Below are 23,277 nucleotides of genomic sequence, written 5' to 3' on the forward strand. Positions count from 1 at the left end.
GAATCCTCCGCGAAAAGGACTACCGATCCGGCTGCACGCGGAACGCCGAGCCTCGCCCGCCGCGTTCGGCCGGAATCTCGCGCACGTCGACGTGTTCGACGCGCGCCCACTGCGGGCCGACCTTGAGCCATGACAGGAGCCGCGCCACATCCGCGCGACTCCCCTGCGCCTCGACTTCGACCGACCCGTCGAACCGGTTGCGCACCCAGCCGCCCAAGCCGATCCGCCGTGCCTGATCGACCGTGCAGTATCGGAATCCGACGCCCTGCACGAGGCCGCTCACCGTGACGTGCACGCGGATCACGTCCGCCGTATCATCGTTGCCGTTCATCAAAACGCTCCGTTCGTCTGCGTCTTGACGCTACCTGCGCCGGTTCGTGAGCGCCTCGCCGTGCGCGTATCGGCGCACGTTGCCAAGCGCGATCGCGACGATGCGGTCTTCGGTGACAGCCAGATGGTTGCCGCCGGCGACGTGCGGCGTAATCAGACAATGCGGTTCGTCCCACAGCGGACTGTCGGCGGGCAGCGGTTCGGGTTCGGTCACGTCGAGTCCGGCACCGTGCAGTTGGTCCTCGGCAAGGGCGCGGGCGAGCGCGCGCGGTTCGATGGCGTTGCCGCGGCCGGCGTTGAGCAGGATGGCCGTGGATTTGAGCATGGTGAGCCGGCGTCCGTCGATCAGGTGTGTGGTGTCGGGCGCGGCGGGCACGGCGAGCGCGATCACGTCCGCGTCGGGCAGGAGCTGGTCGAGTTCGGAGAAATCGTGCATTTCGTCGATGCCGTCGGCGGGTCGGCTGGCGTCGCGTCGCACGCCGATGGTGTGCGCGCCGACCGCTTTGCATAGGGTCGCAAAGTGCGAGCCGATGTCGCCAGTGCCGATGATGAGCACGTTCGCACCGTTCGGCGTGAGCGCGCGGCCGAGGTCATGCCAGCGATGCTCGGTCTGCTGGCGCGCGTACATGGGCAGGTTGCGCATGAGCGCCCACATCATCGCGAAGAGGTGTTCGGACACGGTTTGTCCGTACGCGCCGGTCGCGTTCGTAACTTGCACGAGCTCTCCCAGCACGCCGGGCGCGACGTACCGGTCGACGCCGGCGCTCCATGTCTGCAGCCATTCGAGGTGCGGCAGCTGCGCGCAGTCGGCGGGCGGGATGTTGCCGATGACGGCGGTCGCAGCGTCGCGCAGTTCGGCCGGCACGCTCGCCTGCCAGCTCATGGTGCCGCGCTGCAAAGGATTGCCGACGAAGTGCTGTTCGACGCCGGTGCCGGCCGTTGCCGACGAAAAAGCCTGCCGCTCACGGTCGGTCAGCGGCAGGCAGTTGATGATGACTTTCTCGCTCATACGGCCCATTGTAGGGCGCGTCGGGCGATGGTCGAGCGATATGTCAGTGCGATGGACGCCACTCGGACGTCACTTGGCGAGGCCGGCGGGCGCATCGCCGTCGCCCTTGGTTTCGTTGGCGGTGAGCATCGCTTCAGTGATCTGCCGGTAGAGCGTCTCGTAGCCGCCGGGCGTGGCGCTGGGCAGCACGACGGTTTTCGCGTTCTTCGATTCGGACAGGGAGCGCATGACGTCGAGGTACTGGTTGAACAGGACGACGTTGTTGACGTCGTTGATGTTCATGCCGACGGCCTGCAGGCTCTTGATCTGGTCGACGATGCCGTTGGCGATTTCGCGGCGGTAGTTGGCCTGGCCTTCGCCTTGCAGGCGGGTTTTCTCGGCTTCTGCGGCGGCCTGCGTTTCGATTTGGATGCGCTGGGCTTCGGCGCGCTGGCGGGTCGCTTCCTTTTCGCGTTGGGCGGCGTTGATGGAGTCCATCGCGTTCTTGACCTGCGGCGACGGGTCGATGGCGGTGATCAGCGTCTTGACGACGGTGAAGCCGAAGCGCGCCATCTCGTTGCCGACGGTTTTCTGCACGTCGAACGCGACGTCGTCCTTGCGGGCGAACGCGTCGTCGAGGGAGAGCGCCGGGATGGCGGAGCGCAGCGCGTCTTCCATGTAGGAGCGCAGCTGGCCGGCCGGGTCGCGCAGCTCGTAGTATGCGGTGGCGACGTTTTCGGCGTTGACGCGGAACTGCGTGGATGCGACGACGGTCACGAACACGTTGTCGAGCGTCTTGGTTTCGAGCTGCACGTTGAGCTGCGAGACGCGCATGTTGGTTTTGGTGGCGATGTGGTCGACGAGCGGGATGCGCAGGTGGATGCCGGCGAACTGCACTTTGTGGAATTTGCCGAATCGTTCGATGATGTACGCCTGCTGCTGTGGTACGACGAAGATCGCCGCGCTCAGGATGATAATGACGACGACGAGCACGACGCCGGCGATGATGAGACCGGGCATGTCCTCTTCCCCTTCCAGTTACGTCGGAACCGCCTTCGGCTCCGGCTCGTGACTCCCATCGTATCAGCCGCCGCCCGTTTGCGGCAGATGCCCCACTCCCCTGTCCTCATTCGTTTACAAGAAGTTCGCTCAGGCGCGTTCATATTGTGAGCTCTGCGGTTCTGCGTTTCAGCGATTTTGCGGTTCGCCCGCGATTGTTACGCTGGCTGACCCCGACCTCGGTCCTACCCCCGCCGATCAGGCCGCGTTGTTCGGCAGCGGTACGAACATCATGCGCGAGTCTTTAATATGCCGGAATCCGTAGTGTTCGTAGAAGGCGGCGGCCTTGTCCGTGGCCGGTTCGACGACGAGCGCCCGTGCACCGATGATGGCTGCCGCGTTCATGGCGCGAAGCACCGCGTCGCGTAGCAGCTGGCTGCCGACATGGTTGGTTTGGTAGCGTATGTCGACACCGAGTATGCCGAGCAGGATGACAGGGATCGGATTGGGACTGTTGCGGCGTAGCCAGCCGGGAGATTCCGCGTGCGTCATGCTGTACGCGCTGAGCGTGTAGAAGCCGACGAGCGCAGTGCCGTCGAACGTGGCGTATGCGACGGCGGTGCCTTGCCGTTGCGATATGCGCCAGTGCGAGAATAGCCAGTTGTTGACGACGTCCAGCCCGCAGTCGAAGCCGGATACGTCGTCGTTGATGGTGAGTCGTCTTGGTTGGCTGAATGATGTCATGTCCAGATCGGCTCGCTTTCCAGCAGGTTCACAAGTTTGGCGGGCATAGGCTCGTCGAGTGCGGCAACGAAGTCGTTCCACGCATCCTCGTTGAGTCTAATGATGTGCGCTTCGCGGATGTCTCGGTCCGCCGCGTCGAGCAGGTTGGACAGCGCCCATTGCGACGACGTGAGCCCCTTTGATTCGGCGGCCTGATCGATGCGTGAACGTTGTTCCTGTGTGAGCCGCATTTCAAACCGGCTGTCTTTGTTCAATGTTGCTGTACTCATACCCTCGATTGTACGGTAATTGTCCGTACGTCACAACACCGACTCCCCCGATTCTCCTAACATTGGAATCGCACCACATAAAGGTATTGCATTAACCTAGTTTCAGTATGTAATCGATATTGTTTGTATAGATTTATGAGGTGATAGCGATGGCAACAGCAATGGTGAATGTTCGGCTAGATGAACAGACGAAACGGGACATGAGCGCACTGTGCGACGAGCTTGGTTTGAGCATGAGTGCCGCGTTCAATATCTTTGCAAAAACGATGGTGCGAGGGCATCGCATTCCTTTTGAGGTGACAGCAGACCCCTTCTATTCGGCCGCCAACATGCGCCATCTTGAACGCTCCGCCGCCCAAATGGACGCCGGCATGGCTCACGCCCATGATCTGATAGAGGAATAGCTGTCCTTCACTCTATGGTGTGTATCGCGATGGCACGCCGTTATATCGGAACCTCACTGCGTGCAATGCTGTGGTACCAGCGGCAGCTATCGTTGCCGCTCAAATATGTTTCGACGCATATGATGCTGGCGGCAGCCTCGGCTCCCTCGGCTGAGGGAGCTGGCTCGCCGTAAGGCGAGACTGAGGGAGCGTCGCGGCGCGAGCGCGCCGCCAACAAACAGCATCGCGCGATAGCGCGATTCCGTTATTCCTGCAGTCGCCGCCTCAAATCGGCGATTTCCCGTTCAAGCGCGTCGATGTAGTGCGTTTGCTGCACGATGATGCGGTCGCGCACGTCGTCGGTGCCGACAAGGCCGTTGCCTGATATGTATGATGTCGCAGATGCCGTCGCAGCCGGAGATGCAGCCGATACGTCCGGTGCGGCGTACGATTCAGCCGACGATACGGTCAATCTGTCCGGCGCAGTGGATGATGCGAATGATGCTGAAACCGACGATGCGAACGGTCGCGTTGCCGCAGACGTTGTGCCCGATAACGCAGATACCGCGTCGGCGGATATAGTTGCGTCGCCAGTCGAGTCGTTGAGGATCACGTCGCGTTCGGCTTTCCACCGTGCTAGGCAGCGTTCGATGCGCTTGCGACCGATGATTTCCGGCTTCAGCCCGGCTTCGCGGAACAGGTCGACCGGTTTCTCTCCGTCGAGATACCGTCGCAGACAGTCCCGTTTGAACGCGCGCGTATACGTGATGCGCGCCGTCGTGGCGTTCGCCACCACCGGCAGCGATCCCAAATACCGCACTTCCTCCGCGGTAAACACCGTTCGTCCCATACGTCACATTCCCATTCGCCTCAACATCCACATCGCCTCCGGCGGCCTAGCAGCACCCCTCTGACGGGACGTTGCCGTGAAACAAACAACAGAGCTGTTTGTAGACAACGTGCGAGCCGACAGGCGAGCCAACAAACCGCGGGCGCAGCCCGTCCGTAATTGCAGGACGGGCTCCCGGCAAAGCCGGGTGGGGGGAGAGAAAGAGGGCAAGCCCTTACTTTCAAAGGACTTACCCTCTCCCCTATTCACAAGACGCCATCGCTCAGCGAACCCGATTCACCGATCTCAAGCGCCTTGCACCATCACCAACATCACGCCATCATCAGCGCCATCTTGGTCTTGCGAGACCGCACAAACGTCAGCACCGCACCACCGGCAAGAACAGCACCGATCACGCCGAACAGAACAATGCCAGCGCCACCGGTCAGCGGCAGCTGCGTCACGCTGGTCACATTTTTAACGACAAGTTTGCTATCCGGATTATCTTTGCCGTCAATCTGGCCGCCTTCGGTGTAACTAACCAACTTCCAGAATTGATCTGTGCTCGTCACGTTAAACTGAGCTGCATTGGTTAGAGAATCAAATCCGGTGATTTCAATAGTGAATGATGGCAATACATTCTGCAGGAAACCATCGGGAGCCTGTACTTCGGTAATCGTATAAGTACCCTTAGGAAGTTTGTAGAAAGTGACATGGCCCGTAGTCGCATCACTAGTGAACACGCCGGCCGCCTCTTTCTGAGTGTAATCAGTTGGCTTTAATTCACTTGTCCAATCCCACGTCTCAACATTATATTTACCGTAATAGGTTTTCCCATCCACGGTTTTACTGATCACAAACTTCGCTCCGCCAAGAGCCTTTCCATCACCATCATTCTTAGTGAATTGGAATATGCCAAGTGGAACAGTTTCGTTCTTGATGTTCACAATGCCATCGCTATGCGCAACACAGGAAGAATTAGTTCCCTGAGTAGAAACAACTGGAGTTCCAATAATAATCGGAGCGGAGGCAGCGTAAATCTTGCCTGCAAATTTGGTGACATCACCACTTGCATCTATAAGCAAATACACGCCGGCACCATTTTTGGGGTTCAAAGTAAGGGTACCCGCTTGACCATTCACCGTCACATCGCCCGACAAGGATTCCTTAACATTATTACCTGCGTTATCGAAATTCTGCTTGGCAAGTGCGGTCGCAAAATCACGCAGCGTCTTCTGACCTTCTGTCCCAGAATCATTATCACTGAGTAAATGCGTGGACACCCATTCCATGACATCGCCATCACTCAGTGGATATCCAGAGTTAGTACCAAGAGCTGCTGAAATTGCCCCGCTCACAGTTAGATCAGAAACGGTCTTCAAATTCAGAGAATACTTAGCTCCGCCAGCAACATTGTCAACGGTAAGCTGCTGTACTGCATAATCAGCCAATTTGATCGCCGTGAAGCTACGACTAGTGTACGTTGTCGAAGAACTGATATGTTCATTCGTTATCAGCTGACGATAGTCATCCGCTTTGATCGTTATCGTCTTTGACGAAGCCTCCGCAGTGGGGTCAGCAGTCAGCAAGCAATCATCTGCAGCGATCGCGGTGGATGCACCAAAGGCTAATCCGCCGAGCATTGTTGCTGCAGCCGCGAGTCCGGCAAATACTTTCTTAAGTTTCATGAGAAACCTCTTTCTGTTTTCCTTCTTCTATTGAGGTATTGATTGGGCGGGGTACGGGCGTTGAATACGCCCATCTCCGTGGAAATTTTTGGTTTTGAGGTGTCGGGTGTGACGCTCCCTCAGTCACGATCTGCGACTATGACGGATCGTCTTACGATCCCTGTCATTTTGACCGGAGGCCGTAGGCCGGAGCGGAGAAATCTTATAGGAGCCAATGCAGTTCAGAAAGATTTCTCGACTCCGCTGCGCTCCGCTCGAAATGACAGGTAACCGCTAAGGAACCGCACCCGGATCGTGACAGTGACGCGCGATCATGCGATCACCGCCTTACGACGGCGATACTCATTCGACAACGCCAGCACCAACGCCGCCGCAGCCACAAACGCATCACCAAACCACAACCAATCACGATCATCCCAACCACCGGTAAACGGCAACGCCGCCACCATACGCACATTGGGAATGCAGTTTGTTCCACCAGCTTCAGCCGAGCATGTTGCGCCCATGTTCAATGAAGACGTGGATTCCGTTGCTCCGATAGTGAAGACGTATTGCTGAGTCGATTTCATATAACCTTCCGGCGCTGCCGTCTCAGTCAGTACATACCGGAATACGATGCCACGATCCGCCTGTTCCGAAGTCGGACGCTGCAAACCGGATACCTTGAGCTGGCCGAGATTATTGTTCAGATCGTTGTACGAATATGAAACGGCATTACCGCTCTTATCAGTCTGCGTCTGAAGACCAGTGGCATGACCACTACACGGGTCAGTCGACCCGCTTAACGATTGGCAGTCCACCACAGCGGCAGTCACCGAATCCGCCTCAGCCGTGGCGTCGGTCTCAACATCGCCCTGTACAATCACAGCTTCCGGTCCGGTGATCGTCCACGAACTCTTTCCGGAAACAATCACCGCACCGCTGTCCTTGGCAACCTTCTTCCACGCGATCTGCGGCAGTTTGTTGGCGATATCGGTGACTTCGGCCTGTGCATCGACCTTCGTCAACTTCACCGTCTCCTGCGCATTGGCAGGAATCGTGAACTCATACCGATCACCGTCTTCAGGATTCCAATATCCATTCGGGATGACGGTTTCCTGCAACAGATACTTGCCCGGTTGCAGACCACTGATGTTGAACTTGCCGGCGTCATTGGAATGATCAGCAAGATATTCGCCACCATTCTCAGCGTGGGCGCAATCGATATCCTTGTCCTTGACCTTGACGCAATCCTGCACGGTCCAGCGGGACTTAGTGTCAAGCGTTGCGCCATCGGACTGGTATTTAGTCACCGTCCATTCGGAATACGGTAGTTTCTCAGCCGTATCGGCATCGACCTTACCCCACGAAACGCCCGGGAGCGCCTTGTCGGGGATGTTGATATCCGTTTCGGTAAAATCGCCGGACGGATTGCCGTCAGCATCGAGTTTCTGCCACTTCGCCTGACCGCTGGTGATCACGAATCGATACTCGTTCGTATTCAGTTCGTAGCCGGTCGGGGCGACGCGCTCGGTTACCGTGTACGTACCGGGAGCGAGATTGTTGAGATCGAAGCCGCCGCCGTCGGGATTGTTGTCGAAGCCGACATAGGTGCCGCCCTTACCTGTATTGTCGATAATGATTGCGGATAACGTCACTGATGTAAATGAAACGGTTACCGTTGGTTCTCCAGTGACCGGGTCAGTACCTGACTTGGATTGATACCCCTCAAAAGTCGGTTTCCAGCATCTGCCTGATGTATATCCAGCATCATATGCAGCAATCGTTTTATCATCAGCGTATGTCGCCTTGCACAGCGTCGGATAGTAGTCGACGTTGTATGGACCGCTCACACCGGACTTCTTCACGGCGGCGATCATGGCTTTCTCCTCAGTGGCGGCCGTGGATACGACATCAGCGGCATTTACCGTCGTTTTTGCCGTCGTCAGATCCCACTGCGAGCCGGACAGTTCTTTCCCGCTCCCGTCGACCTTGCCCCACGATGTCGTATACGGAGTGGAGAAGCTCACATCGCCGTTGGTGGCAAACGCGCCGCCGGACAAACGAGCTGCATTGCCGGTGAAGAGCACGCTCGCGGTGTTCAGCGCTCCCTGCTTGGCCGACTCCCATTGTGCATCCGTCATGCCGGCCGCCTTGACGGCCGTGAGCGCCACTCCAGTGGTAATTTCCGAATCATTCGAAGCCTTCAACTTACGTGTGAGGTTGATGACATGCGTATGATCGGCGCCCATGCTCATTTTGGTACCAGTCCGTCCGTCGACAAACCGGTCGCCGGTCATGGTGACGGCAAGGTTCGTGCCGCCGCCATCGTTGTGATGCCAGATGCTACTGTTCGTCGTAGCCGTCGGATCCTGGAAGTAATCCTGAAAACCACTGGCCGACTTGATCGGCGTTCCGTCTTCATACCAGTCCACAACCGACTTGGTGCGATCGGTGAACCATGTGTCCATGAGCTGAAAATTCGTGCTTTCGATCTCGCCCTTCCACATGGGATTCATGATGGCAAAATCGGCACCGGCCTCGGTGCCGTCTCCTTGCACAGTGCCATGCCTCCGGTCATTGTCATCGGCACCGTTATCCCAAGAGATCATCGCCCTGCCGTTATACGGCTGTCGATTATCAGTATTAGCGATGGTCTCATTGCCTTGGTTCGGGTCAATGAACTTATCAACCTTGTTGCCGAACAGAGCGATATTGCCACCCTTGGATGCGGCACCGGTACCGGACGGGCACAGCCATAGGCCGCCACCAAAATGCCCTGCGACATTTCCAGTCGCGACGGCCTTGGCGATATAAGTAACTGATTTTGATTCGGTGTATACCGCACCGCCAAGATAGCCGGAGGTATTGTTTACGAACTCTCCGCCCATGATGTATGCCTTGGACGTGTAGTTCTTGCTGCCATCCGCGTTGGTGGAAACGCTTCCTTCCTGCAGGAAGATCGCACCGCCCGCGCCACCGCGCAATGTGGTTTTCACGGAACCATCCGTATTGGTTTCGCGCTGCCTGACACCGGCATAGTTACTCTCGAACCGCGGCTTGTTGCCTTTGCTATCATTTTGGATCCACAGCTCGCCTTTCATATAGATGGCACCACCGCCGAGCATGTATCCCCACGCATTGGAATAGTTGCCGTTGAAGATTACGTTGCCTTGGATGCGCACCAGACCGGCGGATGCGTTGATGGCGCCGCCGCCATTGCCAGTGCCACCGTGGCAACCGTCAACGTCGCCTGTCGTGGTGTTGCACTTGCTCAGTACGTCTTCGCTATAGGTCTGGCCGTTCTGTGAGAACAGGATTTTGCCATCTTCGGCATCTTCGTCGGGAACAATGATGGTGGAACCGCCATCCTGCGAGATGGCGCCGCCGCCGGCACCAAGTGCTTTGTTGCCGGTGAATGTGCCAGCACTGATATTCAACGTGCCGTTGTTGTGAATTACGCCGCCCTTGCTGCCGGAGGTGTTATTGGAGAACGTACCACCGTCAATGGTAGTTGTACCTGCGCCATCGTTTTGCATGATGACGCCGCCAGCAAATGTCGTCTTGTTATTGTCAAACGTGCCACCGTTGATAGTGATGGAACTCTTCTCATTCCCGCCAGCGACCGCATTGGAGATGACCGAACCGCGCACGCCCGTGTTATTGGAGAACGTGCCATCGTTGACAGTGATGGAACCACCCTTTTGCTGAAATGCGCCGGTGAAAAAACTGTTCTGTGTGTCGGTGTTGACGCGGTCGAAAATGCCGCTGTTCACGGTGATCGTGCCACCACGGTTGATGGCAACACCAGCTGTCGCCCATTTCGCGTTCTTGTCTTGAACGCTCCCTTCTACAACGTCAACCAGATCGCCGACCGTAATGTAACTGAACGTACCGCCGTTGATGGTGAGGGCGGCGTTGTTGTTGACGGTGGCGAAGCGGCGAGTAATGGGGGCGGATTCCGTGCCGGAGTAGGTGAACGCCTGATCGTCGGCATTGGTGCCGATGGTGAGAGTACCGGCGTTGATAACGAACAGGGAACCGGCATTGTCACCATTCTCGAATTGGAACGTGGACGGGTATTTCTTGCTGTCGGAATCCAGGGGGATACGAGAAATGAGGGTGACATCCTTAGTGACTGTAATGAATCCACCTTTGGCAACAGCAATCGGCTGGGCAATGTTTACCGTTCCGCCGGCTTCAACGCAGGTTTTGAGGGTGGTCCAGTCGGCGACGGCGGCGCAGTCGCCAGTGGCTGCGGGGGCGGCGGCGTTCTGACCGCCGTTGGATGCGTCGTTGTTGGTGGCTTCGTTGCCGGAGGCAGTGGAAGTATCAGAGGATACAGCATCGTCCGACTTGGTGTCGGAGGAGGTGGAATCAGGGGATTCAGTGGATGTCGAAGGGTTGGAATTGGCTGAATCGCTGGAGTCGGAGGTTACTTGGTCAGAGCTGAGGGGGGGGGTCACGGTGCTGGTGGAGTCGTCGGCGACCGCTACGCCGGCGTAGAGGGGGCCTAGGAGGACGGCGGTGATGAGTGCCGTGGCCTTGATCCAACGCGCGTGCCGGTCGTGCTGATTACGACGAAAACCCATACTTCGTGTCTTTCCTGATCACTTTTGATCGAAGTTGTACCTGCTCTTCTAAACCATTAAGGTACACCCGTACCCCCGACAGGATGTTACTCGTGTCAGTTTTTGGCTCGAACAATGTCGCGAAGAACCACGCCAGGGCAAGGTGCAGGCCATCATCTCACGACACTTCATCCGCAAGCAAAGCCCCAATGATTCACGATTCATACATCCAGTGATCAAATTTTTGTACATTCAATGTATAAATTTTTATACACTCAATGCTGAAATTTTTGTACATCCGTAGTATATAATTTTGAACATGACGAATTATATCCCCCGACCATTGGCCGCTCCCATCCTGCAGGCAAAACGCAAGACCGTGATTCTCGAAGGCGCCAGGGCGGTCGGAAAGACCATGATGGCAAACAAGCAACTGGTTCCATCTGGCTTCTCTTATGTAACCTTGGCCGACGAAAACACCCGTCAACTAGCTCTTGCTGATTTGCGTGGATGGCTCAATGAGTTACACATCCCGGTAATCATTGATGAAGCGCAGCGCATTCCCGAGCTACCTCTTGAGATCAAGGAGATTGTTGACACCTTGTCAACTGGAAGCATCAGCTTCCTACTCACCGGCAGTGCGATTATCAATCGCGGAGGATTGGACGGACAAGATCCACTCGCCCGCCGCGTACAGCGATTCACAATGTGTCCATTGACTCAACGCGAGCGAATAGGAGTGGAGCGCAGTATCGTCGACGACTTGTGGAGCAGCGAACCCAACATCGACTATGACAATGGCATCGAACGCAGCACGCTATATGACCTCATGGCAGCCGGCGGATTCCCGGAATACTCGTCGCAATACAGCGAATACGAAGAATGGGAGAGGGAACGTTTGATAACCGATGACATCGCGACTGTACTGGGCGACACCATTCTGCCGGGTGAAAAACTCGACGTAGTCATCGCACGCACCATCTTGGAACGCATCCTGTGCTCTCCAGGAGGCATACTCAATGCCAGCTCCGTCGGAGATCAACTTGCTTTGGACCGCCGAACCGTGGAACGCTACGTAGGAGTGTTCATCCGCCGCTTCCTTATCCATACGCTCCCCAATATCAAGACCGCCCCCAACCGGCAGACATTCACGCGAGCAAAACTGCATCCAGTCGACACGTCGCTGAGTGTACAAACGTTGCTTTCAAAGGGTAAAGATCCGCTCATCGACCCTGTCACCTACGGGGGAATACTTGAGTCATTCGTTGTCAACCAAATTGTTCCCGCCGTTCAGTGGTCACATACGCACCCAGACTGCTTCTACTGGCGCGAACCTGGTCACAGTCCCAAAGAGGTTGATCTGGTCATGGAACGACGCAATCGTCTCGTCGGCATTGAAGTCAAAGCTTCCTCCAAAATCAACCGCGATGATTTTAAGGGGCTGGCTCAGCTTTCCAATGATCCTCGTTTTCATCGTGGATACCTTATTTACACTGGTTCCACCATCATGAAATGGCCCGGCAATCTTTGGGCCTTACCAGTCACTGCATTGTGGGAACCGAATGCGTTCTGTGAGTAGTACGGCCGCGTTGAAGCAGCATCACACTTTGTGAGATGCTGCTTGCGAACCCTCATATTTGGAGATGGAGATCACTCGGCGGAGTCGAGGCGGCCCCATTCGCTGATGTGGCGGAGGATGAGGAGATGGCGTTCCTCGGGGGTGTGGGCGTTGTCGAAGCCGTTGCAGTATTGGAGGTGGTTGATGATGCGGGCGAGTTCCAAGCCATAGTGGCGGAGGCAGTAATAGTGCAGGTGGACGGCCTCGCACTTCGGGTCGCCGCACGGGTTGCCGATATAGCAGGTGCCGAGACGGCTGCAAATACCTTCCTCCCATTCGCAGGAGTGTTCTTCGCCTCCGCCGCCGAAGAACTCGTTGTCGAAGTTGCCACCATCGATCTGACGGTCTGGAGTGGTGTCCGGCTTTACTTGCGTTGTTAGCTTTGTTGCTGTTTCCATAGTTGGTCTCCTTATGAACCACGATGCTTTTCGTTAATGCGATGGGTATGACTACCCCTCAGTCAGCTTCGCTGACAGCTCCCCTGACAAGGGGAGCGAGAGAAAAAAAGAACAGCTCGCACGCTGCCTACAAACAGCTCTGCTGTCTGCTTAACGGCAGCATCCCGCAATTATGGACGGGCTGCGCCCGCGCTTTGCTGGCTCGACTGTCGTCTCGCACGCTGCCTACAAACAGCTCTGCTGTTTGCTTAACGGCAGCGTCCTGAAAGGGGAGCCGAGAAAGACGGATGGGAGCCGAGGGAGGGATGAGTTAGTCGTCCCATTCGCCGCGGGTATTCCAGGGGTTGCGGGGGCTGTTCATCACGAGGAACAGTTCCAGTTGCGATTCCAACGCGCGCACCTGCACCTTCACCTCCGACAGGTCGCCCGGATCATTGCCGTAGTACAGCGCCCACCGGCGATGGTCCACACGCCACTTGCGGCCGCAATACACGTCAAGACAATTCGAACGTCCCTCGCCGAACGCGCGCCACACGATCACCGAATCCAACGGCACGGGCAGCACCCAACCAGTCGTCCGATCCCAAATGCCAAGCACGTCATTCGAAATCTCCCCGGCCGGATCATCCTCCCCGGCAATCAGGCCCGCCTTCGCCAACTCGTCGTAGCTGAACCCGGCGTGAATGCTGAAATAGTTGCCGTTCACATGCTGCGACACGGAACCGTCGTCGGCCATCTCGAACGAGGCGCGCAGATACGCGTGCTCCTGATCGGCCCATGCGAACTCGGCAGCCCTGCGCGGGCACCACATGCCCAAGTGCGAGACGCGATACTGCACCTGATTGCCCACGCTGTCACGCTCGAACACGATCGCGCCCTTGAGCTTGCCGTCCTCGCCGGGCATGGGCTCCGGCACGTCGCGGAAGCGCACGACCTTGAGTCGCATGGTCCGGTAATCCCAGCCGTCAATGCGCTGCTGCAACGCGCGCGCCGCACTGGCGGCGGTCTTGCAGCCACGCGGACCGGTCACCGCGAACGAATCCGTGTACGACCATGAGCTCTGCGACAGATACTCGTCAATCTCGTCGTCAAGACCGTCCATCATCCGCCGAATCGACTGGTCCGACGTCTGCACGCGCGTGCCCTTCGAGCTCGCCGCGGCGGCACGGGAACCAGCCGAAACGTCCGAACGTGAACCCGCCGACCGTGCCGGCCGTGCCAAACGCGCGGAAACCGGCGTCAGCACGTCCAAACCGCCCTCGGGATCCGTGCCGTCTTCGATCGGGCACAGCCGCCACCGCAGCTCCTTCGCGCTGCAAGCCGCCCAATACGCGTCCTTCGGTACCTTCTCCCCCGGCAGGGCGATCGCCCCACCCTTGCCGAACACGTAGTCGCGCACGGCAACGATGTCGATGTTGTCATCCTCGTCAAAGAATGGCGACTCGCCCTCCCCGTAATCACGGCCGTTCTCGTCCGTCAAATACAGTTCCTCGTTCAGGAACGGCAGACGGACCAGACGGTATCCCTCCCGCACATGGTTGCGGGCAAGCTCGTAGGCATAATCCTCCGGCCAGTCATCGTCGGTCTCCGCGGTGATGTCGTCGGTCAGGAAACAGGAAAACCTGTCCCATACCGAATCTCTCCAATACTCCGGACCCGACATGCCCTCCGCCAGACATACGGCGTCATAGTCGCTCGTCCACGCCTCATCCGCGTCGCCGTTCGCGCAGAACCGATGATCGCTGATCCGCTGAATCGCGTAATCGTAGCCGCCCTTGTCGTTGATCCACATACCGCATGTTCCCTTCCGGCCCTTGTATCCTCCCGCGCATCCGCGGCACGGGAGGGGCCTTGCCGCCGGCACCCGCGGCCGGTGGCACTCCTTATAACCGGACAAAATCGGGCACAATCGGGAACACAGCCCGACAACGCAAAACGGGCTTCCCGGCACACAGCCGAGAAGCCCGCAATCACACGGAGCAAAAACCGAATCAGTACGCGCCCGCGATGGCCTGATCGAGGTCCGCGATCAGATCGTTCACGTCCTCCAAGCCGACGGACAAGCGCAGCAGGTTGTCGTTCACGCCCGCGGCCACGCGCCACGCGGTCGGCACCTCGCGGTGCGTGATGTTCGCCGGGTCGACGATGAGCGAGCGTGCGTCGCCGATGTTCGGCACGTAGGAGAAGATCTTCGTGCCGTCGAGGATGCGGCGCACATTGTTCACGTCGCCGTCCACGCTGAACGAGAGGATCTGGCCCACGCCGTCCGGGAAGTACTTGGCCGCGAGCTCGAACTGCGGCGTGTTGCCGAGACCGGAATAGTTGACCTTGACGACATGCGGAGTGCGCGTCAGATGCGACGCGATGGCCGTGGCCGACGCGACCTGGCGGCTCACGCGCTCGGGCAGCGTCTCGAGGCCGAGCAGCTGCAGGTACGCGTTGAACGGGCTCTGCACCGCGCCGAACGTGCGCAGGTATTTGACGCGGATGCGCTTGATGAACGCCTCGTTGCCGAACTTGCCGGCGAAGCTGCGCAGCGTGCCGTCGCCGTCCGCAATCACCTGCTCTTCGCGCGTGAACTGCGGGAAACGGCCGTTCGTCCAGTCGAAACGGCCCGCGTCGACGATCACGCCGCCAATCGCGTTGCCATGGCCGGTGATGCCCTTGGTCGTCGAATGCACGACGATGTCCGCTCCGAATTCGATCGGACGCAGCAGGTACGGCGTGGGAACCGTGTTGTCGACGATGAGCGCGATGCCGTGGCGGTGCGCGAGTTCGGCGAGCGGTTCGATGTCGGTGATTTCGGTGGACGGGTTCGCGACGGTTTCCGCGTAGATCGCGCGCGTGTCCGGGCCGATCAGTGACTCGACTTCAGCCAGATCGTTGATATTGTGCGCGAAGTCGGCGTGGATGTTGAACTGCGGCAGGAAGTCGCCGAGTGCGTCGACGGATGCGCCGTACAGGTTGGTCGGCGCGATGATGCGGCCGCCGCCCTCGCCCGCGCACATGAGCGCGTACGAAACGGCCGCCATGCCACTGGACAGCGCGACCGCGCCGACGCCGCCCTCAAGCGCGGCGAGACGGCGTTCGAGCGCGTCGACGGTCGGGTTGGCAACGCGGGAGTATTCAAATCCGGGAATGTCTCCAGCGGCGAGCGCGCGACCGCGGGCGGCGTCCTCCAGATCGAACGCGGCGGAGGCGTAGATCGGCACGCTTACGGCGTCCGCGTTCTTCTGGCGGTTGTAACCGGCATGGATGGCCTGCGTGGCGAAGCCCTGACACTGGCTCGGCTGGCTGCCCTGGCTCGCGGCTTGGGACGACATGGATTGCTCCCCTCTGCCGAAACGCCTGCTGACGTTCCGGCGAACAAACGACAAACTGTGCTTCAGTCTAGAGAATCGTACGCCCCGACACGGGTTGATCGATACAACCGTTTCTTATGGCGAGGTATCGGCACAGATAATGGGCCCAACGGCGACGGGCCGTCGACGCGACCGGTTTCCCCAATCCTGCCGCATCGACGGCTCGTTCGGCATCACAATCAACTATCAACTATCAACTATCAACTATCAAACATCGTCAAACATCAATCATCAAGCAAGCGAGACGCAGCAACAATCCGTACCGGCCACGGCCATCCGCCGCGATCATCGATCACATCCATCGGTCGCGATCACCGGCCACGGCCGCAACGGTCCCCCAACCGTCACGGCCGCAACGTGGCAAACGGCAATATCATGCGGCATCGCTCACGCGAACACGCCGGACGCAAGCTGGCTGAGCGACTCGGCCTCCGCATGGTCGCGCACGTACACCTCGTACGCCTTGTCGAGCGCCTGGCCGAGATCCTCGATCAGGTCGGTCGCATCCTCAATGCCGATGGCAAGACGGATCAGCTCGTCAGTGATGCCGACCTTGAGACGCTCCTCCTTCGGCAGTTCGAAATGCGTCATGCGCGCCGGGAACTCGGCAAGGCTCTCCACCGCGCCAAGGCTGACGGCAAGACGGAAAATGCGCAGATTGTTGAGCACCACGCCCGGGTCGACGCCCGGCACGACCTCGAACGAGAGCACGCCGCCGAAACCGCGCAGACCGTTCTCGGCGAGCACCTTGGCATGATCGCGCTGCACGCCCGGATAGTGCACAGTCTTGACCAGCGGATGCGCGAGCAGGTATTCGGCGATCGCCTGCGCGTTCGCCTGCTGGCGGTCCATGCGCAGGGCGAGCGTTTGGATGCCGCGGCGCACGTCGTTGCATTCGGTCGGCTGCAGCACGCCGCCGAAACGGTTCTGTGCGAAGTAGATCTTGCGGCCAATCTCCTCGTCGAGCACGACGACCAGTCCAGCAGTCACTTCGGAATGACCAGCCAGATACTTGGTGGCCGAATGAATGACCACGTCCGCGCCCAAGTCAAGCGGCTGCTGCAGGTACGGGGTAACGAACGTGTTGTCGACGATCGCGATCGCGCCGTGGCGGTGCGCGACCGCGGCAATGCGGTTCACGTTGTTGACCTGGATGAGCGGGTTGGTGAGGACTTCGAAATACACGGCCTTGGCCGGGATCGTCGCCTCAAGCTCGCGACCGTCGAACGTGACGCGCTTGCGGCCGGCGACCGCGTCGTCGAGCGCCTCGTAGTCGGCGGTGTCCACCGGCTCGAACGTGATGCCGCGTTCGGCGAAGTACTCGTTGAACAGCGAATACGTGCCGCCGTAGATGTTCTTGCCGACGACGATGCGGTCGCCCGGCTTGAAGATGCTCAGCACCGCGTGGATCGCGGCGAGGCCGGATGCGAACGCGAAACCGCGCGTGCCGTGTTCGAGCTGCGCGATCTGGCGCTCGAGGAACTCACGGGTCGGATTGCCGCTGCGCGAATAGTCCCAGCGGGGCATCGTCTCGACCGATTCAAAAGCATACGTGGATGAGTTGTAGATGGGCGGGTTCACGGCACCGGTGTTGTTGTCGTTGACCGGCAGTCCGTGGACCAGCTGAGTGTTGAACCTCGTCATGGCGCACCTCCTTGGGATGTTGTCCGTTGTTCGTTCGTTGCGGAATGACCTGCTTTCGGATGCCTGTCCGGCGCGTGTCCGCGCGTTTCCGCTTGTTTCCCGCAACCGAGCACGACTATACCGGGCGATTCCCGCGCCCTCCCCGGCGTGGTTATACGCGTTGCTTATGGGACGCTACAGCCGCGCTTATGACTCAGTCTTCCAATCCCGCCTTCCAACCCCGCCTTCCGGCCCAGCGAAGCAGATCAGCTAGACCTCCGGCAATCTGCCCCGCTCACACCGCTCCCAGCGCAGCAAAACTTCGAAGATCTAACCATTCCGCCCCGTCAAGCACCCTCAACGCGGCAAAAAAGCTAGACCTTCGACGATTCACCCCGCCAAGGCCACTCCCAGCGCAGCAAAACTTCGAAGGTCTATCCGATATGCCCCGCGCAATGGACCGCCCACAACAAACCGCGGGGGCTGCCTCCTCGTCAAGTGCGACGCAGCGGCGGCCTTCGGAACTCCGATACCGGTCAGAAGTAGGTTTTGGCGGCGAGATCGATGGTGAGCACGATGCCGGCGATGACCGCCGCGGCACGCATCACGTTGGCCGGGATCTTGCGCGTGATCGGCGGGGCGATGTAGCCGCCGATGAAGCAGCCAATGCACAGCATGATCGCGGCCGGCCAGTCGACCACGCCGCGCACGATGAACACGACGGACGCGGTGATGTTCGCGCCCGTGCCGATGAGCGTCTTGAGCGCGTTGATCTTGTGGAACGGGCCGATGTTGGCCGCGTCGAGCACGGCGAGCGCAACCGTGCCGGCTCCCGCGCCGAAGTAGCCGCTGTAGATGGCCACGGCGACCACGCCGAGCCACACCCACCACGAGTCCTGCCGCATGGGCTGCACGAGCCGGTCTTCCGGGCTGATCGTCTTCGCAGCGACCGACGGCTTGCCGTGCGCGCCCGGCTTACCAGCTGTAGCTGGATCCTGCCCAGCCTCCTGCATCAAGGCGAGCTGGGCCTGCGCGTCGGCCGCGGCCTGCTTGGCCTGCATGCGGCCGCGCGGGTTGAATGCGATCATGAGCGCGCTGAACAGGATGAGTGCGGGCGCAAGGAATTCGAACACGCTCGGGTCGAGGCCGAGGAGCAGGAGCGCGCCGAGAATGCCGCCTACCGCGCCGATCGCGATGTAGGTGACGGAGCGCAGCGTTTGTCCGGCGAGTTCCTTCCGCGCGCCCATCAGACCGCCGACGCCGGTGCCGACCACGCCGACCGTGTTGCTGGCATTGGCCAATACCGGCGGAATACCGAGCGCGAGCAGCGCCGGATACGAGACGAGCGACGACGCGCCCACCGCGTATCCGACGAATCCGGCGCCGATGCCGGCCAGCAGAATCAGAAACAGCGTCAGCACCGAAAATCCGGCAATCATGCGCGCATCCTCCCTCGCATTTTCGCGCCCGCATGTCCGCGGCGCGCAACCTCAGCGAGGATACGCCGCCGTCCTCTTCCCCGCCTTCTCCCGCTGCGGTATGTGGACACCTCCGCAGGAGTCATACAAGATATGTGGGGACAAGATGACAGTTAACGGCCCATTTTTGGCCCATTTTCGAGCTCATTTTCAAGCTCATTTTCGAGCCCTTCGCGGTACGGATTTCCCCACATACGGATTTCCCTACATTCCCATCCCTACATTCCCATCAAGAAATGGTACGGATTTCCCCACATTCCCATCAAGAACAGGAATGTGGGCCCGTCGACGACCTTTCTCTCCGACAACCGATAAGAAATTAAGAGGCAGGGTTACGCGAACTGGGAGTTGTACAGCGCGGCGTAGCGGCCGCCGGCGGCAAGGAGGCTGTGGTGGTCGCCCATTTCGACGATGTCGCCGTGCTCCATGTACAGGATCAGGTCCGCGTCGCGAATGGTCGAAAGGCGGTGCGCGATCACGAAGCTCGTGCGTCCGGCCATGAGCCGGGCCATCGCCTTGCCGATCTCCGCCTCGGTGCGCGTGTCGACCGAACTGGTCGCCTCGTCCAGAATCAGGATCGGCGGGTCGACGAGGAACACGCGCGCGATGGTGAGCAGCTGGCGCTGTCCGACGGACAGGTTGCCTGCCTCGTTGTCGAGCATCGTGTCGTAGCCGTGCGGCAACGTGCGGATGAAATAGTCCGCGCGCGCGGCCTTCGCGGCGGCCACGATCTGCTCGCGCGTCGCGTCCGGCCGTCCGTAGGCGAGATTCTCCGCAACCGTGCCGCCGAACAGCCACGTGTCCTGCAGGACCATGCCGAATTCGCGGCGCAGTTCGCCGCGCGTCATGTCCGCCGTATTGACGCCGTCGAGCGTGATCCGTCCGCCGTCGATCTCGTAGAAGCGCATGAGCAGGTTGATGAGCGTGGTCTTGCCCGCGCCCGTCGTGCCGACGATCGCGATCTTGCGTCCGGGTTCGGCGACGAAGCTTACATCCTTCATCAGCGGCTTGTCCGGCTCGTATCCGAAGCGCACGTGGTCGAACACGACGCGGCCGCGCACCGGCTCGGGCACGTGCGCCGCAAGCTCCGGCGCAGGATCGGGCCATTCCTCGTCCTCGTCGAGCAGTGCGAACGTGCGTTCCGCGGAGGCGAGCGCCGACTGCAGCGAGTTGATCATGTAGCTCGCCTCGGTCATCGGCTCGGACACCTGGATCACGTACTGGAAGAACGCCTGCGCGACGCCGACGCTCATGCGCCCGCCGATCACCATCCATCCGGCGAGCACCATCACGAACATCTGCGAGAAACGCGAGATCATGCGGATGAGCGGGTTCACGGACATGGTGATGAAGTCGGCGATCTGCGCGACGCGACGCGTGCGCTCGGCGGCGTCCTCCATCGCGGCGACGCTGTCGGCCTCGCGATTGTATGCCTTGATGATGTTGCGGCCCTTGTAATACTCCTCCGCGAGTCCCGTCAACTCGCCCACCGTCTCCTGGCGCGCGGACGCGACCTCGAGGTTCTTGCGCGCCACGAGCTTGGTGACCCACAGGCTGAACGCCATGAAGCACAGGAACACGAGCGTGAGCAGCCACGAGTACCAGATCATGATCACCAGCGAGCCGGTGATGGTGGTGATCGCGGTGATCAGGCGCAGCAGGCCGGTCTGCATAACCTCGCTGATGCGGTCAAGGTCGTTGGTGACCTTGCTGAGCACTTCGCCCGGCTTGTTGCGGTCGAAGAAGCGCAGCGGCAGGCGCTGGATCTTCGCGCTGATCTGCTTGCGCAGTGACAGGTTGAGGTTTTCCGCCACCGACGCCATCAGATACGACTGCAGGTAGTAGAACGCGGCCTCGCCGGCGTACAGGACGGCGAGCGTCACGATCGGCCAGCCGACGCCGCCCGCGTTCCAGTCGAGCGCGTACGGCGTGCCGGCCTTCCATGCGGCCTGCACGGCGTTCCAGATCGCGTCGACCACGATCGCGCTGTACATGGGCGCGGCGATGTGGAAGAACGTGAACAGTAGGATCGACGCGGCCACGATCGCAAGCCGCACGCGCTGCTCCTTGAGCTGCGCGAAGAGGCGCTTGGCGGTGCCCATCGCGTCCTTGGGCGCTTCGAGTTCGTTCTCTTCCATGTCACGCCTCCTTTCCCAGCGTTGCGTCCGGCGTTGTGTCGGTCGGTTCCGCAATGGCTCGCGCGAGCTCGGCCACGTCCTGCCGTGTCGCCTGTGTCACCTCACCGCCCGTTTCGGCGGCCTCCTTGGTCTGCGATTCGACGATTTCCCGGTACACCGCGCACGTGCGCATCAGCTCGTCGTGCTTGCCCACGCCCGCAACCTCGCCGTCCGACAGGACGACGATCTGGTCCGCGTGCTGGATCGTGCTCACGCGCTGCGCGATGATCAGCACCGCGCGATCGTCGGTCTCTTCGGCAAGTGCGTGCCTGAGCGCCGCGTCCGTGCGGAAGTCGAGCGCGGAGAAGCTGTCGTCGAAGATCACCAGCTGTGCGTCGCCGACCAACGCGCGTGCGATCGACAGTCGCTGCTTCTGTCCGCCGGAAAAGTTCGTGCCGCCCTGCGCGACGCGCGAATCCAGCCCGTCGGGCAGTGAGTCGACGAATTCGCGCGCCTGCGCCACGTCGATTGCATGATCGAGCCGTTCGCGGCTCGCGTTGCGGTCGCCGTAACGCAGATTGTCGGCGATCGTGCCGGAGAACAGCCACGCCTGCTGCTGCACGTACGAGACGCGCGTGCGCAGATCATGCTGCCGCATCCGGCGCACGTCGACGCCGTCGAGCGTGACTTCGCCCCACGTCGCGTCGTGGAAGCGCATCGCGAGCATCGCGATCGTCGACTTGCCCGAACCGGTGCCGCCGATGATCGCCGTCGTCTGGCCGCGCCTGCACGAGAAGCTCACGTGGCGCAGCGCATCCTCCTGCGCGTCGGCGAAGCGGAACGTCACGTCGCGGAACGCGAGCACTTCGCCGTCCGCAAGCGGTCCGCGACCGTTCATGTCGACCGCGTCGGCCGGTGCCGGGTCGAGGATCTGCGGGCTGTGGTCGAGTACGAGGCGCACGCGTTCGCAGCATTCGAGGGCGCGCGGCAGGGTGATGATGACCATCTGGCCCATCATCAGGTAGAACAGCGCCATGACCGAGTATTCGACGATGGCCGTGATGTCGCCGATCTGGAATCCGCCGGCGTCGATGCGCGGGCCGGCCATGAAGTATACGATGACGACGAACACGTTGATGCCCGAGTACGCGAGGCCGTCGAGGTTCGCGAACAGGCGGTTCGCCTTGATGGACGTGACCGCGTAGTCGGTGAACGTGTCGTCCATGCGGTTCCGCTCGTGCCGTTCCTTGCCGAACGCGCGGATGACGCGCACGCCGGTCAGGTTTTCAAGCAGCACAGCGCCGATGCGGTCGAGCAGTTTCTGCAAACGGCGGAACAGCGGGGACGCGCTGCGCATGATGAAGAACGCGACGACGCACACGAACGCGATCACGGCGAGCAGGCCGAACGACATGCCCACGTCGAGGCGGAACGACAGGGTGAGCGCCATGACGAAGATGATCGGCACGGGCAGCAGCATGCCCATGACGTTGGTCATGGCCAGCTGGATGTTGACGATGTCGTTGATGGTGCGTGTGGTGATGGATGCGGTGCCGAAGTTGCGGAAGTCGTAGATCGACAGGTCGAGCGACTTCTTGTACAGGGCCATGCGCATGTCCTTGCCGACCTTGCTGGTCAGCTGCGAGCAGCACCAGCCGCCGGCCACGGCCGCGGATCCGGAGATGAGCGCGGCGGCGCCCATCTGCACGCCGGTCGCGATCATGGTGTCGAGCGTGGCGCCGGACGCGCTTTCGTTGAGCAGTTCGGCCACGAAGGTGGGGATGACGAGCGCGCCAATCACGTCGAAGAACAGCAGTACGAGCGTCAGCGCGAACAGCCCCCAGTATGGTCTCATGAAACGTGCGACCAGCCGCATGTGGTATCCAACTCCCTGTCAGTGT

At 60.1% G+C, this 23,277-nt stretch carries 17 protein-coding genes; 2 read left to right on the top strand and 15 right to left on the bottom strand.

Going from position 1 to position 23,277, the window contains the following annotated elements:
* Nucleotides 1-19: 19 nt before the first annotated feature.
* The 5 genes from BBIA_RS00490 to BBIA_RS00510 form a co-directional block, all read right to left on the bottom strand.
* On the bottom strand, nucleotides 20-331 hold the full coding sequence (locus BBIA_RS00490) for an acylphosphatase (RefSeq protein WP_033492479.1): 312 nt from the start codon (nucleotides 329-331) through the stop codon (nucleotides 20-22).
* A 30-nt stretch (nucleotides 332-361) separates the two neighbouring features.
* On the bottom strand, nucleotides 362-1,339 hold the full coding sequence (locus BBIA_RS00495; RefSeq protein WP_420796670.1) for a D-2-hydroxyacid dehydrogenase: 978 nt from the start codon (nucleotides 1,337-1,339) through the stop codon (nucleotides 362-364).
* A 69-nt stretch (nucleotides 1,340-1,408) separates the two neighbouring features.
* Nucleotides 1,409-2,338 (bottom strand): SPFH domain-containing protein, encoded by a 930-nt coding sequence (locus BBIA_RS00500; RefSeq protein WP_033492475.1) that lies wholly within the window; start codon nucleotides 2,336-2,338, stop codon nucleotides 1,409-1,411.
* A 237-nt stretch (nucleotides 2,339-2,575) separates the two neighbouring features.
* The gene (locus BBIA_RS00505) at nucleotides 2,576-3,061 is read right to left on the bottom strand and encodes a GNAT family N-acetyltransferase (RefSeq protein WP_238548383.1); all 486 of its coding nucleotides are present in this window, start codon (nucleotides 3,059-3,061) and stop codon (nucleotides 2,576-2,578) included.
* Nucleotides 3,058-3,330, bottom strand: a complete 273-nt coding sequence (locus BBIA_RS00510; RefSeq protein ID WP_033492579.1) for a type II toxin-antitoxin system TacA family antitoxin — start codon at nucleotides 3,328-3,330, stop codon at nucleotides 3,058-3,060. Before BBIA_RS00510 ends, BBIA_RS00505 begins: the two co-directional genes overlap by 4 nt.
* 149 nt (nucleotides 3,331-3,479) lie before the next feature.
* On the opposite strand from BBIA_RS00510, the gene BBIA_RS00515 reads away from it, so the two are divergent.
* Complete coding sequence (locus tag BBIA_RS00515; RefSeq protein WP_033492474.1) at nucleotides 3,480-3,734, top strand: type II toxin-antitoxin system RelB/DinJ family antitoxin; 255 nt, start codon at nucleotides 3,480-3,482, stop codon at nucleotides 3,732-3,734.
* A gap of 244 nt (nucleotides 3,735-3,978) precedes the next feature.
* Here BBIA_RS00515 and BBIA_RS00520 read toward each other — a convergent pair whose 3' ends face one another.
* The 3 genes from BBIA_RS00520 to BBIA_RS00530 all read right to left on the bottom strand — a co-directional run bounded on the left by BBIA_RS00520 (nucleotide 3,979) and on the right by BBIA_RS00530 (nucleotide 10,801).
* Nucleotides 3,979-4,563 (bottom strand): hypothetical protein, encoded by a 585-nt coding sequence (locus BBIA_RS00520; protein WP_033492472.1) that lies wholly within the window; start codon nucleotides 4,561-4,563, stop codon nucleotides 3,979-3,981.
* Nucleotides 4,564-4,874: 311 nt separating this feature from the next.
* Nucleotides 4,875-6,230 carry a SpaA isopeptide-forming pilin-related protein gene (locus BBIA_RS00525; protein WP_033492470.1) on the bottom strand — a complete coding sequence of 452 codons (1,356 nt, stop codon included), beginning with the start codon at nucleotides 6,228-6,230 and terminating at the stop codon, nucleotides 4,875-4,877.
* 311 nt (nucleotides 6,231-6,541) lie between these two features.
* Complete coding sequence (locus tag BBIA_RS00530; RefSeq protein ID WP_035137886.1) at nucleotides 6,542-10,801, bottom strand: SpaA isopeptide-forming pilin-related protein; 4,260 nt, start codon at nucleotides 10,799-10,801, stop codon at nucleotides 6,542-6,544.
* Between the two features lie 298 nt (nucleotides 10,802-11,099).
* Between BBIA_RS00530 and BBIA_RS00535 the strand changes: the two genes are divergently transcribed.
* Nucleotides 11,100-12,359 carry an ATP-binding protein gene (locus BBIA_RS00535; protein ID WP_033492466.1) on the top strand — a complete coding sequence of 420 codons (1,260 nt, stop codon included), beginning with the start codon at nucleotides 11,100-11,102 and terminating at the stop codon, nucleotides 12,357-12,359.
* A gap of 71 nt (nucleotides 12,360-12,430) precedes the next feature.
* Here BBIA_RS00535 and BBIA_RS00540 read toward each other — a convergent pair whose 3' ends face one another.
* The 7 genes from BBIA_RS00540 to BBIA_RS00570 form a co-directional block, all read right to left on the bottom strand.
* On the bottom strand, nucleotides 12,431-12,796 hold the full coding sequence (locus tag BBIA_RS00540) for a hypothetical protein (protein WP_033492465.1): 366 nt from the start codon (nucleotides 12,794-12,796) through the stop codon (nucleotides 12,431-12,433).
* A gap of 310 nt (nucleotides 12,797-13,106) precedes the next feature.
* Nucleotides 13,107-14,588: a hypothetical protein gene (locus BBIA_RS00545; protein ID WP_033492464.1), complete on the bottom strand. Its 1,482-nt coding sequence runs from the start codon at nucleotides 14,586-14,588 to the stop codon at nucleotides 13,107-13,109.
* 199 nt (nucleotides 14,589-14,787) lie between these two features.
* Nucleotides 14,788-16,119: an O-acetylhomoserine aminocarboxypropyltransferase/cysteine synthase family protein gene (locus BBIA_RS00550; RefSeq protein WP_051923595.1), complete on the bottom strand. Its 1,332-nt coding sequence runs from the start codon at nucleotides 16,117-16,119 to the stop codon at nucleotides 14,788-14,790.
* 426 nt (nucleotides 16,120-16,545) lie between these two features.
* Complete coding sequence (locus tag BBIA_RS00555) at nucleotides 16,546-17,802, bottom strand: trans-sulfuration enzyme family protein (protein ID WP_033492463.1); 1,257 nt, start codon at nucleotides 17,800-17,802, stop codon at nucleotides 16,546-16,548.
* A 515-nt stretch (nucleotides 17,803-18,317) separates the two neighbouring features.
* Complete coding sequence (locus BBIA_RS00560; protein WP_033492461.1) at nucleotides 18,318-19,220, bottom strand: sulfite exporter TauE/SafE family protein; 903 nt, start codon at nucleotides 19,218-19,220, stop codon at nucleotides 18,318-18,320.
* 371 nt (nucleotides 19,221-19,591) lie between these two features.
* Complete coding sequence (locus tag BBIA_RS00565; RefSeq protein ID WP_033492459.1) at nucleotides 19,592-21,397, bottom strand: ABC transporter ATP-binding protein; 1,806 nt, start codon at nucleotides 21,395-21,397, stop codon at nucleotides 19,592-19,594.
* Between the two features lies 1 nt (nucleotide 21,398).
* Complete coding sequence (locus BBIA_RS00570; RefSeq protein ID WP_081891753.1) at nucleotides 21,399-23,252, bottom strand: ABC transporter ATP-binding protein; 1,854 nt, start codon at nucleotides 23,250-23,252, stop codon at nucleotides 21,399-21,401.
* Nucleotides 23,253-23,277 lie beyond the last annotated feature (25 nt).

The sequence above is a fragment of the Bifidobacterium biavatii DSM 23969 genome, assembly GCF_000741165.1.
Classification (GTDB): domain Bacteria; phylum Actinomycetota; class Actinomycetes; order Actinomycetales; family Bifidobacteriaceae; genus Bifidobacterium; species Bifidobacterium biavatii.